Annotated in this window: 10 protein-coding genes and 2 tRNA genes; 5 read left to right on the top strand and 7 right to left on the bottom strand. The window is 39.5% G+C overall.

What is annotated here, in order from left to right:
- The first annotated feature begins 72 nt into the window (after positions 1-72).
- The 5 genes from DEM91_RS10135 to DEM91_RS10155 all read left to right on the top strand — a co-directional run bounded on the left by DEM91_RS10135 (position 73) and on the right by DEM91_RS10155 (position 6,661).
- Positions 73-1,377 (top strand): MATE family efflux transporter, encoded by a 1,305-nt coding sequence (locus DEM91_RS10135; RefSeq protein ID WP_249858843.1) that lies wholly within the window; start codon positions 73-75, stop codon positions 1,375-1,377.
- A 48-nt stretch (positions 1,378-1,425) separates the two neighbouring features.
- Positions 1,426-2,802: a DNA recombination protein RmuC gene (gene rmuC / locus DEM91_RS10140; protein WP_249858844.1), complete on the top strand. Its 1,377-nt coding sequence runs from the start codon at positions 1,426-1,428 to the stop codon at positions 2,800-2,802.
- Entirely contained in the window at positions 2,799-3,281 is a 483-nt protein-coding gene (locus DEM91_RS10145; protein WP_249858845.1) for a low molecular weight protein-tyrosine-phosphatase, read from the top strand. Before rmuC ends, DEM91_RS10145 begins: the two co-directional genes overlap by 4 nt.
- A 102-nt stretch (positions 3,282-3,383) precedes the next feature.
- The gene (gene ppdK / locus DEM91_RS10150; RefSeq protein ID WP_249858846.1) at positions 3,384-6,104 is read left to right on the top strand and encodes a pyruvate, phosphate dikinase; all 2,721 of its coding nucleotides are present in this window, start codon (positions 3,384-3,386) and stop codon (positions 6,102-6,104) included.
- Positions 6,105-6,187: 83 nt separating this feature from the next.
- Positions 6,188-6,661, top strand: a complete 474-nt coding sequence (locus DEM91_RS10155; RefSeq protein ID WP_249858847.1) for a hypothetical protein — start codon at positions 6,188-6,190, stop codon at positions 6,659-6,661.
- Between the two features lie 300 nt (positions 6,662-6,961).
- Here DEM91_RS10155 and DEM91_RS10160 read toward each other — a convergent pair whose 3' ends face one another.
- The 7 genes from DEM91_RS10160 to DEM91_RS10190 form a co-directional block, all read right to left on the bottom strand.
- Positions 6,962-7,756 (bottom strand): ADP-ribosylglycohydrolase family protein, encoded by a 795-nt coding sequence (locus DEM91_RS10160; RefSeq protein WP_249858848.1) that lies wholly within the window; start codon positions 7,754-7,756, stop codon positions 6,962-6,964.
- Between the two features lie 109 nt (positions 7,757-7,865).
- Positions 7,866-10,442, bottom strand: coding sequence for a carboxypeptidase-like regulatory domain-containing protein (locus tag DEM91_RS10165; RefSeq protein WP_249858849.1), 2,577 nt, complete (start codon positions 10,440-10,442; stop codon positions 7,866-7,868).
- A 13-nt stretch (positions 10,443-10,455) separates the two neighbouring features.
- Positions 10,456-11,286 (bottom strand): GLPGLI family protein, encoded by an 831-nt coding sequence (locus DEM91_RS10170; RefSeq protein ID WP_249858850.1) that lies wholly within the window; start codon positions 11,284-11,286, stop codon positions 10,456-10,458.
- Between the two features lie 398 nt (positions 11,287-11,684).
- A tRNA-Lys gene (locus DEM91_RS10175) sits at positions 11,685-11,757 on the bottom strand.
- Between the two features lie 12 nt (positions 11,758-11,769).
- Positions 11,770-11,842: transfer RNA gene (locus DEM91_RS10180), tRNA-Lys, on the bottom strand.
- A gap of 108 nt (positions 11,843-11,950) precedes the next feature.
- Complete coding sequence (gene feoB / locus DEM91_RS10185; RefSeq protein ID WP_249858851.1) at positions 11,951-14,377, bottom strand: ferrous iron transport protein B; 2,427 nt, start codon at positions 14,375-14,377, stop codon at positions 11,951-11,953.
- Between the two features lie 243 nt (positions 14,378-14,620).
- Positions 14,621-14,785 (bottom strand): hypothetical protein, encoded by a 165-nt coding sequence (locus tag DEM91_RS10190; RefSeq protein ID WP_249858852.1) that lies wholly within the window; start codon positions 14,783-14,785, stop codon positions 14,621-14,623.
- Positions 14,786-15,855: the final 1,070 nt, after the last annotated feature.

Genomic DNA, 15,855 nt, shown 5'->3' on the forward strand with positions numbered 1-15,855 from the left:
CTAAGTGAATGATAATGAACAGTTAATAAATTACAAATATTTTCCAATTATTTGGAAAGCAACATAGAAGTTATGAAGCAAGTTTTTAGATTAGCATTACCTTCTATCATTTCTAACATTACCATACCTCTCTTAGGGCTGATAGATTTGACAATTGTAGGTCACATGGGTGATGTTGTCTATATTGGCGCCATTGCCATTGGTTCCATGATATTTAATGTGATGTATTGGCTTTTCGGATTCTTACGAATGGGAACGAGTGGCTTAACATCGCAGGCTTTAGGGAAGAGAGATTTTACAGAAATAATGCGTCATCTCTTTTGTTCGTTATTGATAGGATTTATCATTGCTTTTTCTTTTATTATTTTTCAAACACCCATACGTTGGCTTGCATTAGAGTTGATGCATCCATCGTCACAGATTGCAGAACAAGCAACAATTTATTTTTCTATTTGTATTTGGGGCGCACCAGCTATGTTAGGGCTGTATAGTATGACAGGTTGGTTCATTGGAATGCAGAACACGCGTGTTCCAATGGTTGTGTCCATCTTTCAAAACATTATCAATATCATAGCAAGCCTCTTCTTTGTTTATGGGTTTGGAATGAAAGTTGATGGGGTAGCCTTCGGCACTCTTATTGCCCAATGGTCAGGATTTGTGGCCGCCATATGCTGTTGGTATAGATATTATAGGCGTTTGAATCGCTACCCTTGGACACACAAGTTATTAAAGAAAATTGATTTGAAGCGTTTCTTCAAGGTCAATACAGATATCTTTATAAGGACCTTATTTTTAGTTGGAGTTAATTTCTTCTTCATTTCTGCGGGTGCTCGCCAAGGCGACATCATTCTGTCAGTGAATACTTTACTGATGACCTTATTTACTTTGTTCTCGTACGTCATGGACGGATTTGCGTATGCTGGTGAAGCATTAACAGGTAAATATTTTGGTGCTAATAACAAGATAGGATTTGACAAGGTGTACAGAAGTTTGTTTGCTTGGGGCGCAATTATGGCACTGACTTTTACTTTAGTGTACGCTTTGGGTGGTCATCACTTCTTATTATTGCTTACAAATGAACGTGATGTCGTTGCGGCTGCACAAGACTATTTTTGGTGGGCTGTGTTTATTCCTATAGTAGGCGTTTCCGCTTTTATTTATGATGGCATTTTTATCGGACTGACAGAAACAAAAGGTATGTTGGTATCTTCTGTCATTTCTGCGATTGCCTTCTTCATCTTCTTTATCTCACTGAAGCAATTATGGGGTAATCATGCTTTATGGCTGGCATTTCTGGTGTATTTAGCTCTTCGTGGTTTTATTCAGTGGATATTATATAGAAATACGATTCCATGGTCAAGAATCTCATCTAAATAATTAAACATAATGTTTTTATAAACTGCCAAAATATTATATCTTTGCATTATGGAGTTTTTATTTTTATCAGTTGGACTTATTTTTGGTGGAGTTTTTATCTTTTTGTTGATAAACGGTAAGAAAAAAGCTATTGAAACACAATTGTTTTTGGTCAAACAGCAAATGGAGCAGGAACAGTTGGGTAAGCAAGATTTGGAGAAACGTATAGAACTTTTACAGGAAGAGAAGGACTCGCTGCAAAACAAAATGATTCAGGGACAGATAGATTTCCAGCGTGTATCTTCAGAACTTGAATCGCAAAAAATATTCCATTCCAAAGAATCGGAAATGCGTCGTGAACAGTTTGAGCAACAACTTAAAACTGTTCAAGCTCAATTTTCTAATTTGGCAACGCAAATATTAGAACAGACATCTGAGCGTTTGAAATTGACAAACTCAGAGTCATTGGAGCACATCACGAAACCACTGAAAGTTAATTTGGAGCAATTGCAACAAGCTATTCAACAAACAAATCATGAATCTATCAAAAACACAGCATCCCTGACACAGCAACTCAAAGAAATGAGTTTGCAAACAGAAAAAATAGAAAATTCGGCACATCAATTAACAAATGTCATACGAGGCGGTAATCAGGTTCAAGGCTCGTGGGGAGAGCGCATTCTGACAGACATCTTGGAAACACAGGGATATATTGAAGGAGTCGATTATGATATACAATATACCCTTACCAACGAGAAAGGAGATGCCGTTAGAAATGACGATACAGGAAAACGAATGCGCCCTGATGTGATTTTGCATTATCCTAATAATGAGGATGTTATTATAGATGCCAAAATGTCGATAGACGCGTATTACAAATATGTGCAGACAACAGAAGAAGGCCTAAAGAGAAAATATGCTACAGATTTGGTCAACAGCATTCGAACTCAAGCTAAAAATCTATCAAAAAAAGACTATAGTAGTTATGTTCAAGCACCTCGAAAAGCGATAGATTTCGTAATTATGTTTGTTCCCAATGAGGGTGCGCTACAATTGGCATTGGCTACCGAACCTCGCTTGTGGGGAGAGGCCTTTGAGAAGCAAGTATTTATTACAAGTCAGCAAAACCTCATGGCGATTCTAAAGATGATTCAAATAGCTTGGCGACAATATACACAAACAGAAAATCAGAAGCGAGTTTTTTCTTTAGCAGAGGAGTTGTTGAAAAGAGTAGGGGAGTTTATCAAACGTTTTGATAAGATTGATACGGATATTATCAACCTTCGTAAACATTATGACGAAGCGTATAATAAAGCATACACAGGAAGACAAAGCATTGTGCAGAAAGCCAACGAACTAAAAGAGTTGGGTGTGAAAGAGAGTGCCAACCAAGCCATACCTGCAACTAAGCCCGATTTACAAACTATCACAAATAACGAAGAATGAAAATAAATAAGAAAAAGCTACTGTTTGTCTGTCTTGGTAATATTTGTCGTAGTCCAGCCGCAGAAGGTGTGATGAAGTCAATTATCAATGCAAACAAAGCCAATGCGAATTATGAAGTTGATTCAGCAGGTATTGGCAATTGGCACGTGGGGCAGCTCCCTGACTCAAGGATGAGAGTTTGTGGATTGAAAAGAGGATACGTGTTTAACAGTCATGCAAGACAGTTCACAAAATCAGATTTTCAATATTTCGACTACATCTTCGTCATGGATCAAGAAAATTATCGACAAATTACTTCGCAGACTCAAAATGAAGACGAACGCAAAAAAGTATTGATGCTGGCTGACTACATAACGCAACATGCAAATGTAAAAATAATTGCTGATCCATATTATGGTAACGAAAAAGATTTCAACAATGCGCTTGATTTAATAGAAGATGCTTGCCAACAATTATTTGTGGCATTAGAGACTTCATAATAAGTACACAAATGCAATCTGAAGATAGCATTTATGAACCAATTGTTTTGTAGATATTTAAAATATTGTTATTTTTGCAAATAGTTTAATTAATTATTGAATATGAGTGTAAAAAGAGTTTATACCTTCGGTAATGGAAAAGCAGAAGGTAAGGCAGATATGAGAAATCTGCTGGGTGGCAAAGGCGCAAATCTTGCCGAGATGAACCTAATTGGCGTACCTGTTCCTCCAGGATTTACGATTACGACAGATGTTTGTAATGAATACTTTGAAAAAGGTAAAGAAGAAGTTGTTCAACTCCTGCAAGAGGATGTCATCAAGGCTGTGAAGCATATTGAGACATTGATGAACTCAAAATTTGGTGATGTTGCCAATCCGTTATTACTTTCGGTTCGTTCTGGTGCTCGTGCATCTATGCCAGGTATGATGGATACTATCTTGAATCTTGGATTGAATGATCAAGTGGTAAAGGGATTGATTCAGAAGACTGGCAATGAACGTTTTGCATACGACAGCTATCGCCGTTTTGTACAAATGTATGGCGATGTGGTTTTAGGTATGAAGCCCGTTAACAAAGAGGATATCGACCCCTTTGAAGCGATCATCATGGATGTAAAAGAAAAGCGAGGTATTCTTCTTGATAATGAACTGACTGTTGACGACTTGAAACAGTTGGTAGTTCGCTTTAAGGAGGCAATTAAGAAACAAACGGGTAAAGCTTTCCCCGATGACCCAATGGAGCAGCTGTGGGGAGCTATTTGTTCAGTCTTTGACAGTTGGATGAACGAGCGCGCTATCCTCTATCGCAAGATGGAAGGTATTCCTGCAGAGTGGGGTACCGCTGTTTCTGTAATGGCAATGGTCTTTGGTAACATGGGTAACACTTCTGCAACAGGAGTTTGTTTCTCACGTGATGCAGCAACTGGCGAAAATCGTTTTAATGGCGAGTATCTTGTAAATGCACAAGGAGAAGATGTCGTTGCTGGTATTCGAACTCCGCAACAGATAACCAAAGAAGGAAGTTTACGATGGGCTAAGCAACAGAATATAGAAGAAGCTGTGCGTGCCAAAAATTATCCTTCAATGGAAGAGGCGATGCCTGAGATTTATGAACAACTGAACAGTATTCAAGACAAACTTGAAAAGCATTATCACGATATGCAAGATATGGAGTTTACTGTTCAAGAAGGAAAGCTCTGGTTCTTGCAAACTCGCAATGGTAAACGTACTGGAACAGCCATGGTTAAGATTGCTATGGATTTGCTTCACGAAGGAGAGATTGATGAAAAAACTGCTTTGTTACGCTGTGAGCCAAATAAACTTGACGAGTTGTTACACCCTGTATTTGATAAGGTGGCTCAGAGTACAGCCAAGGTATTGACAAGAGGACTGCCAGCTTCTCCAGGAGCAGCATGCGGTCAAATTGTATTCTTCGCTGACGATGCGGTCAAATGGCACGAAGATGGCAGACAAGTGGTTATGGTACGTATGGAGACCTCGCCAGAGGATTTAGCAGGTATGAGCGCAGCTGAAGGTATTCTGACGGCTCGCGGCGGTATGACTTCACACGCTGCCGTTGTAGCACGTGGTATGGGCAAGTGTTGTGTCTCTGGTGCTGGAGCCATTAGTGTGAATTACAAAGAACGCTTGGTAGAAATCGATGGTGTTATCTTACGTGAAGGTGATTATATTTCTATCAATGGTTCTACGGGTGAGGTTTATCAAGGTCAAGTAGAAACAAGAGCCGCTGAGGTAACAGGAGATTTTGCAGAACTAATGAAGCTTTGCAATAAATATACAAAACTGGTGGTTCGTACCAATGCTGATACACCCCATGATGCAGAAGTGGCTCACAACTTTGGCGCAGTAGGAATTGGACTCTGCCGTACAGAACACATGTTCTTTGAAAACGAAAAGATTAAGGCCATGCGTGAAATGATTTTGGCTGATTCGCAAGAAGGACGAGAAAAAGCGTTAGAGAAGCTATTGCCTTATCAAAAGCAAGACTTTTACGGTATCCTCAAGGCAATGGACGGACATCCAGTGAACATTCGTTTGTTAGATCCACCGTTGCACGAATTTGTGCCTCATGATTTGGCAGGTCAAGAAGTAATGGCTAAGGATATGGGCGTAAGTGTACAATACATTCAGAACCGTGTCAATAGTTTGAGTGAGCTTAACCCAATGTTAGGACATCGTGGATGTCGTTTGGGAAACACCTACCCAGAGATTACTGCCATGCAAACAAGAGCAATCCTCGGTGCTGCCATACAGCTGAAGAAAGAAGGATTTGATCCTCGCCCAGAGATAATGGTGCCACTCATCGGTATGGTCAAAGAGTTTGACGTTCAAGAGGATGTGATTCGCTCAACAGCCAAAGAACTCTTCGAAGAAGAAGGTGTTGAAATTCCATTCCACATTGGAACAATGATTGAGATACCGCGTGCAGCCTTGACAGCAGATCTCATTGCCAAACGTGCGGAATACTTTAGCTTTGGCACGAATGACCTAACTCAGATGACGTTTGGTTATAGCCGAGATGATATTGCCAGCTTCTTACCTGTATATTTGGAAAAGAAGATTTTGAAAGTAGATCCTTTCCAAGTACTTGATCAACGTGGCGTTGGACAGTTAATTAAAATGGCTGTAGAGAAAGGACGTTCCACACGTAAAAACTTGATGTGTGGTATCTGTGGTGAGCATGGTGGTGAACCATCGTCTGTTAAATTCTGCCATCGTGTAGGACTTGATTACGTGAGTTGCTCACCTTTCCGCGTACCTATTGCCAGATTAGCAGCCGCGCAGGCAGCAGTCGAGGAATAGGGAGAAGAAACTTTTGTAAATATGTTTAGGTAGTCTTGCATTCGCAAGGCTACCTCAAACGTAAATATGAGGACAATAAAGATATGTTATCGAGATTTTTAGTGATTATTTTTAGTCTTATTTTGGCTACAAATACTTATGCCGAAAGAGGTGCTAAGGTTGGAAATGTCACCATGGGAATGGATTACGAGCAAGCACTTGATTCTATACGGACAGAATTTGGAAAGCCTAACATGGTGAACCAAGATACGGTATTGTTCAGAAATTTATCTTATAGAGGATTTGTTTTTGATAAAGTATTGTTTAAATTCAAAGCCGCCAAGTTCAATGAAGCCCGTTTTTTTATCTATGCAAAAAATAAAGCTGCAGCTGTCAAAGATTTAAGTAGGTTGTCAGAAGCTTTCAAGAAAAACTACTCTCTTGCAGAAGATTATGAAGATGGTTTGTACTTTTACAAAGGTGGGATATCTCCTAAGGGGATAGGGCACTTGTTCACTATTTCAGTTGCAAAGAGACAAGGCAACTGGAATACGGAATTAACGTTTGGCCCTTTTTAGAAGATTTTTCAAATCTAATCACGATTTTCTATGCATGCAAATGAAGCTTAACTGGGATATTGAAAGATTTAATTTATGTTAGAAAACATAATATATCCATAGAAAACTTGTAGGTAACAATAATATTTGTACCTTTGCATTGTGTTTTTCATGGTATTAGATTATTAAGGTTAATGAAGATTGATTGTCGTGAGACAATCAATTTTTTTTGGTATTCACTCTTTTCTACAGAGGGGTAGAACGATGCAACACAAAAGCGTTGTAGTATAAAATGAATGGGGATGTTACATTCACTATTCGTTATTTGCTCACAAACTCGTCAAATTGTTTGTTCACTTGAAGCATCCAGTCAGGAAGTTTCGCGATTGCGTTATCAATCAATTCCTTTGGCATGGTTTTGTAAAAAGCGTATGCCATGGGACCAGAAATGGCAGCCAAAGTGTCTGCATCACCGCCTAAGGCAATTGCCAACTTCAAACAGTCCGCATAATCTGCGCTTTCTAAAAAGCAAATAAGGGCAGTAGGGACAGTCTGTTGGCAGGTCTCATCAAAGTCATAGCTGGGTTTTATACCTTGATAGGTCAAGTCCGACCAATTTGGGTAGTATTTTTCGAGCACATGCTCGCGAATAAAATCTTTGTTTTGCCCTTGCATACCGTAGAATATAGCCAAAGCAGTTGCTACTGCTCCTTTAACTCCCTCGGGATGATTATGGGTAGGCATCGCCGTCAGTGTAGCCAGTTCTATACATTCTTTGGCATCCTTAGCCATAAATCCAGCCGATGAAACCCTCATGGCACTGCCATTGCCAAAGGAATTATACGGAGGTTGAATATCATTGGAAATCAGCCATCTTGCAAATCGTCCGCCAAATCCACGATACAAGTCTTCACGGCATCTCTTCCAAAGGTTTTCAGCCATATTCAAATTCTTTATAAGTGCTTCCGCACATGCAAACGTGCAGACAGTATCATCGGTATAAGTATTCGATGTAAGTAGTAAATCGACCGCATTATAATTTTTAGTTCGATTTTCAAATTCGTAAGGCATTCCTGCGATGTCGCCAATTGCAGCGCTTAATAGTAGATTCTTCATAGTCAATATTTTTTGTTTAGCATTCAAAATCTTTGCTGTCAATGCCTGAATTTCTCTTCAGAATCGAGAAATAATAAAACTCACTTTTGCAACACTTGTCATGTAAGACTCACATTGTTAATTTTACGGAGCAAACACACTCTCTTCCTCTCAATTGATAGTTATAGGTAAATGTATTGACAGAGTTGTAGATGGTATATCCATATTGTTGTTGATTCAAAATGTTTCTGATGTCAAGAGAAACCTTGACAGCTTTTTTTCGATAGGATAATCCCATATCCAAAAGACTCATGGTCTTTGTTAAATCTTTCGTCAATTCATTCTTCACAATATCAGCAGAAGTGTCGAATGTGAAGCCATCGAATGGCATGATTTTCAAGGACACCTTGTGCTGCTGACTTAGATAGCTGTTGCTCTGATACTGGGTGGAAAGATAAGTCTTAGCAAACATGCCATGATAATTTAACTCCACATACTTACAGGGTTGTGAAGTTAGTTTTGGAGCGAAAATCCAACTCTTCCAGGTGTATTTCTGCTGAACATCATTCTGCAAAGTCGTTTGTCGTTTCCATTGGTAAACACCATTTACTGAAATTTTGGTCTTGATAGGCTCTATAAATTTGGTGATACCGATTTGCTCCATCAAACTTCTTCCTGTATTTGAGGCGTATATTTTCGACATGGTGACGAGCGTTGAGCTTGCGTCTTGGTTCAAAAGCAAGTTGTTCTTTTCCTGATTATAAAGAAAATCTACATTGAGAAACCACATTTTCAGTGGTATCTTATAGTCGTAATGAAGCGAGGCATTCAAACTTTTGTTGTCTGCCAATATGCCAGAACCAATTTTCAACGAGGTGTTATTGACTCTGACAGGTGCTTTTAAGAAGTCCAGAATGTCGCCAAAGTTACGGGCATAGAATAGGTTGGTACGCAGCACAGAAAGGGAGCTTACCTTATAGTTGCCATACACGCTTGGGCAAATGGAATAATACCAAGAGCCAGACGATGATGCCGCCATGTGGTCTCTATGAGCTATATAGTCTATGCGCATCGGTATTCCCAATCGAAAGACATATCTGTATTGCGGATGCGAATACTCATATTGTGGTGCCAACGCCATTTTAAAGTGTTGCATATTCACGTCGTTGCCTTCATCTGTCGGCTGCAAGTTCGTCTTCACCTTATCTACATAGTAGTTCAACAACAATGGCAAATAGATGCGAGAGTTGAGATGTTTCTTCGATACAGAGATGGTATTCTCTGTTTGGAACTTTTGTCCATTGGCATTTTGCACCACACCATCGGCAGTTTCCTTGTCAAGCGTTATCTTTCCCATAGGCGAACCTTGATATGACATGATAGATGTAACCGACCAACGCAAATTCTTGTGATACCACAAGGTGGAGAACTTGTTGTTCACATGAAACTCTCGCATAGTTTGCTTTTGGTTAAAGAGTAACCCGTTTTCCCTTGTTGGCAATTCTGATGTTAGAAAAGAACCCGTGCCAGACAAAGTGTTTCTGAGATAAGTCTTATCCGAATTGTCTTTATATTCCAACAGAATGCTCGGACGATGTACAGTTAATAGAGGTGAATACGCTTGGGCAATCATGATATGATGATCTGCATCCGCATAATTTCTCGTCAAACTATAGTCATACTTGCTTTTGGCATAACTATATCCTATATTCCCTTTTAAGGTAACATCCTTATGAATCTTTTTCAATAGGTTGAACGACACCAACCTGTCTGTTGGCGAGGCATATCTGTCGACATCAATAGGAGGTGTGGAAGCCGAAATATTCCCTAATAAATTAGACACTGTAGATGATGTCTCTTGCTTGGCAAAGTGATTGGTTCCGTCTGTCAATGCAAACTGATTAATGTTGCCAGCTTTTAGTGAAGCCAACATTTGGAAGTTTGACATGAAGAGCATTCCTGCACCATTCAGTTCATACAAAGTATGCTTACCCACACCAAGCGACCCACCATAAGAGCCAACGGGTTTGAACTTTGCCTTGTTGCTCATGTTGACATTGATTGCTACGTTGTCAGAAAAGACATCCTTTTTGGCTTTCACAGCTTGATGGTTGCTCAGCACTTGCACGGAGTTTACAAACGAAGCAGGAATATTAGTGGTTGCTATGTTATATCGTCCTCCCAACAAATCCATGCCATCAATGAAAAAGTTAGAAATCTCCTTGCCCAGATATTTGATGGAACCTTTGTCCTCAACTTCAATGCCTGGGAGCTTCTTCAAGGCATCTTTCAAAGTGTAGTCATTCTTTCCTATATACGAGGCTAAGTTGTAAGACAGGGTGTCACCTCGTTGGTAGATGGCGGGAGCTTTTACCACGACTTCTTTCAATGCAGTTGTTTTCTCTTTCAGGATGAAGTCGCACTTCTGAGAGATATTCTTGACCTCTCTCTTGGCTTTCTCATATCCAATGGTTTCGGCTGTGATGATGAGCTGTTTGGCATCTGTCTTCAGCGTTAGCTGATAAGATCCATTTTCTGATGTTCGTGCGAAAGCTAAAGTTGCTTTGTCAGCAGTAGCCTTTACAATGACTCCTTCCAAAGCCAAGCCAGTGGTATCACGCACTATTCCTGTAACTACACTTTGGGAAAAAGAGGAGTTACAGAGGCATGTCAACAGCATCAAAATCGAGAATATTCTCCTATTCATCAATGTGCAATGTTTACTTCAATTCGAGCGGAACATATCCATTTGGTCGAACTCTCAGCACCATACCATTGATCAAGGTACGATGTCCGCCTTCCTCAGATTTCAGAACAATCATCTCGCTGATGGCTTCCGCAGGGATGTTGCCCATCGGATTTATCTCAAACTTGTTCTTCGCTTTAATGAATTGCTCTCTTGAAATATTGATGGTGTTAGTGTATGGCTTCAAGTTCATCGGAGTGTTGGATTTACGGAACGTGATTGCCTTGAACTGATGTATGTTTTCTGCATCGTTAGCCGCCAATATCAATCCAGGCAGACCGCAAAGTTTCCAAGGTCCAAAGGAAACAGGTATTTCAGAAGAATACCAAACCGTCCATGTTCTGCCACCATATTCTCCCACTGCCTTTTGACAAGTGTATCCACAGATCGTGTCAGTTTCTTCTGAAAGGTTCCACTTGATGGGTGTGGCGCTCTCGGTATAACTGTAATAATTCGGTGTGATGACACTATAAACAGTCAACTTACCTTTAGGTTCATTTTGGGAAACAGACTGGTCGAAGAGCATGTCGTTTCTCATTTCTTGTGCCTTGTACTTCTGAATGTCAGCTTCGGGAGCTTTGCAAGCTATGGCTGAGTCTACTTGAAAGGTGGTATAATCAAAAAACTTTGCTGTGTTTCTGCCAATTTGAAGAATGGTAGAGGTCGCATCAATAGAACCTTTGGTGTTTTTTACTTGATACTCGTAGATGCACTCGTATTCATCTATGAGAGAAGAACTTGCATTCTGCCCGAATGCTACAGATGTTAAACAGACAGCAGCTGTCAATAAAACAAATTTTTTCATATTCTATGTTTTTTATAGTTGTTACTCATGTGATTTTTCTTGGCTTATAGAACAATTTATCAACGTGGAAGAGTCAACTTTTGAATTAGAATGATACCTCGCGTATAAAATTGATTCGCAGTTTTCAAATGCCATATATCCAATTTATGATAGCAAATTTACAAAAAAAAATGCGATATATAAGCCCATATGAATAAAAAATGCTTTTTCGTTAGAAGAAAAATACAGAAAAATGGATGCCCTTGCGCATGCAACGGATAAAGGAAAAGTTGGAAATTTCTCTCAAACTATACGGGAATACCATGGGCTCCAAGTACTTGCAACCGAGAAACACTATCATGAGTGATTTCAAATAGAGGGTGTACCATAAAGCAGAATTATGATACACCCTCTTGTTGTACACCCTTAGGGATTCGAACCCTAGACCCACTGATTAAGAGTCAGTTGCTCTACCAACTGAGCTAAGGGTGCAATCGAAAGAAGTACACCCTTAGGGATTCGAACCCTAGACCCACTGATTAAGAGTCAGTTGCTCTACCAACTGAGCTAAGGGTGCATATTTCTTTTTTGCGAGTGCAAAGGTACATTGTTTTTCTTGAACATCCAAACAATTCAAGATTTTTTTATAAAAATTCTGTATCCTACTATTTTCACATTCCGCACATCAATAAAACAATAATCCCACTTGATAGAATGCCGCAGAGACAATCCAAGCTAATAGAGTGGTGTAGAAGGCAGAAAACAAAGCCCACTTCCAGCTACCTGTCTCTGATTTAATAGCCGCGATTACTGCTACACAGGGGAAATAGAGTAACACAAAGAGTAAAAAAGCGTAAGCGCTTAAAGGAGTAATGCCATCGGCTGCCATTTGGTGTCTTAGTTGCGTGTATTTGCTAGTATCCGTTGAATATGAGTCATCATCGCCATAGTTTTCATCTGATGAATAGAGTACTCCAATAGTCGAAGCAACAATCTCCTTTGCACCAACTCCTGCAATGATACCAACGTCCAGTTTCCAGTTAAATCCTTGTGGTCTGAATATGGGTTCAAGCGTTTTGCCTATACGCCCGATATAGCTCATCTCTTGTTGTTTACTCTTGCTAAGATGTTCGTTTTTTGGAAAGTATCCTAATGCCCAAACTAAAATGCTTGCTACAAGGATGATACCTCCCATTTTCTTCAAATATTGCTTTCCCTTTTCCCAAGTGTGTCGTAAGATAGCTTTCCCCGTAGGAAAACGATAGGGGGGAAGCTCCATGACAAAGGGGGTGTCTTCTCCTTTAATGACAAATTGACTAAATAGCCTTCCTAAAATAACAGCCATCAATATTCCGATGATATAGATGGATATCATGATAGACGACCGATATTGAGCGGCAAAGAAGGTTCCAATAATCATGATATAAACGGGTAATCTGGCAGAACAGCTTATCATAGGAAGAATGAGCATGGTGACAAGCCTTGATTTCCGGCTCTCAATCGTACGGGTTGCCATCACTGCTGGCACATTACAACCAAACCCCATGATTAAAGGGATGAAAGACTTTCCATGAAGTCCCATCTTGTGCATGAGCTTGTCCATAATAAATGCCGCTCTTGCCATATAACCACTATCCTCCATAAAGGAAATGAAGCAATATAGAATCAATATTTGAGGTAAGAATACGATGACAGCGCCCACGCCACCTATAACGCCATCAACCAGCATATCTTTAATGGGACCTTGTGGGAAGTGTTGTGAAATGATGTCACCCAACCAGCCTACACCATCTTCAATCCAGTCCATGGGGTACTGTCCTAAGGAGAAGGTAACTTCGAACATAAGCCATGTTAAAGCGATAAAAATAGGAAAGCCAAAATATTTATGGGTAATGATACGATCTATCCAATGTGTCAGTTGGTAGGTATCTTTCACATGACCGGTTTCATATTGTGCTTCTTGTAAAGCTCCATGTATGAACCCATATTTTGCGTCCATAATAGCTGTTTCACTATCCGTATTTGTTTCTTCCTTTACACGTTGCGCAGCCTTGTCCCTTGCTTTGAAAATGTTTTCAGCCTGTGGCAGTTGACTCACAACTTGTTCAGCCTTTTTATCAAACTCCAAAAGTTTAATACTTAAATATCTGGTAGAATATTTTAGGCGCAAGCTATCATTTTGCTTCAGATAATTCTGAATATTGGTAATCCCTTGTTCTATTTCGTGGCCATAATTAATATGAATATGCCTATATTGCAAGCTCACATCTTCTTTGCCTTCGTATAGCTCAATCACTTGGTGAAAAAGCTCTTCTACACCTCTTCCTGTTTTGAAAACAGTGGGTACCATCGGTATGCCCAAGAGTTCACCCAGTTGATTGAAATCAATATGGTCACCACGCTCTTCTGATTCATCAAACATATTTAACGCACATACAATACGTAGATGCATATCAATAAGTTGCGTTGTTAAGTACAAGTTTCGCTCTAAGTTAGAACTGTCAATCACATTGATGATTACATCTGGTGTGTTTTCCACAATTTGCTTTCGAACATATAACTCTTCTGGCGAATAAGCGGATAGGGAATAGGTTCCAGGAAGGTCAATAATGTTAAATCGATAGCCTTCAAAACTGGCGTAACCTTCCTTGGCGTCTACTGTAACACCCGAATAATTACCCACACGTTCATGAGCGCCAGAAGCATAATTGAAAAGAGATGTCTTACCACAATTGGGATTTCCCACCAAAGCCACATTGATAACTTTTCTTTTTTTCATCGCCATGGCATGCAGTTGCTCGTCTGTTACGGATTGGGAGTCGTTTTTGCATTCACATGGCACACCTGCTTGGTACGAAGAGGGTTGCGAAGTCAAAGTCTCTGACTCGTCAATACCAACCACTTCTATCATTTCAGCTTCAGAGTGTCTAAGAGAAACTTCATATCCCATTATTCTATATTTAACGGGATCTTTTAGAGGCGCATTGATTAAGACTTCAACTTTTTGACCACTGATAAAGCCCATTTCAACGATGCGTTTCCTGAAACCGCCATGGCCTGTGACTTTGACAATGACTCCTGATTCTCCTTCTTTTAATTCTGATAATTTCATTGCGGGTGCTAATTTTGTTGCAAAGTTACAAAAACAATACGTGTAATGAAAAACTAAACTAAGACTATACTCATAAATACCTAAATATGATGATGCCAACAATGGTTCGAACTGGTACGTATAACTGTATTGTATCTTAACTTGGGTAGCTTTGAACAAAAAAATGAACAAAAAGAATGTGGCCACCCCTGTTTATTCATCGTATATTGCGTATTGACGAGCTAATCCAACAGATTCAAATCCTTAAAGCTTAGCCATGAGTTTCCCTTTACTGAAACTGTAGATTATTTGGGCATTCCATACCCAGTTGTTGGTATTCATTTCATGCTGCTGATTGCCACAACGAGCAAACATCGTTAGGTCATTGATAATATAGAACTTCCACGACAGTGAAATCTGAGCATTCATGCCTATATTATCATCTTTTGCGTGGATATTAGCTTTTGTTTCAACAACGAAATTGAAAGAACGAAATAAGTTTGACAAAAGCGCATAACCTTATTATAATAGGTATAAGCATGCTTGTGAGAGAGGCACACCATTTTCTCTTCGTTCATTGAGATGTTTTTTTCGTAACATATTTCATGATGTTTGTCCTCTTTTTTTACCATAAAAAAGGGGTCGTCATGGGGTTGTTTTTTCGTTGGAAATGAATCGTTCGTTGAACAACCGTGAGAGAACCGTTGAAGAACCGTTCAATTTTACCCCTCTTAACTCGTTGATAATCAGACCCCGTTCCTTATATATCAATAATATCAATAATATCAATAATACGACGACGAAGCGCGCGTGAGATCGCCGACGTCGACGTTTTGTAAAGTTTTTTCAGAAAGGAAATAAATCGTCTACTCAAATCTCGAGTCGGTAGGTGGCGTCACACGATTCGACAGTTGACGTTGCACGATTCGACAGCTGGCGTTGTTGGAACATGGAGATAAGGGTACTAAAGTAATGTAATAGTCGGTCTATTGTATGTAGATAGCGGCGTTGTTCACATGCTTTAGAAAAACTCGTGAACTCATGAACTCGTCAACTTGTGAACTTGTCAACTCATCAACTTATCAACTCGTCAACTAAAAAACTTATAAACTCATCAACTCACAAACTCGTCAACTCGTGAACTTGTCAACTCGTGAACTAAAAAACTCATTTCTCCCTTGACCTAAATCAATTTCTGCAAATTTCTAAAACTTTTCTTGAAAAATATTTGGAAGTTAGTCGTAAAGTTTGTACTTTTGCATCCGCTTTCGAGAATGAAACGAAAATGAAACATTCCTCGGGGCGATAAAAGAAGCGTTCTTTGAAAAAGATTTACATAAGACAGAAGTAGTACAAGAAGCATGTATGGCTTTATAGGAAAGGAGTTGATGAGGAGACGAGTTGACGAGTTTTCTTGAAGCATAAATACATAGGTAACAAGTTTTACGAACCGTTCAATTCATTAGAAAAGAACTAAGGTGAGAATACTTTTAAATTCT

Origin of the sequence: Prevotella sp. TCVGH, from assembly GCF_023522295.1 — a bacterium.
Lineage (GTDB): Bacteria > Bacteroidota > Bacteroidia > Bacteroidales > Bacteroidaceae > Prevotella > Prevotella timonensis.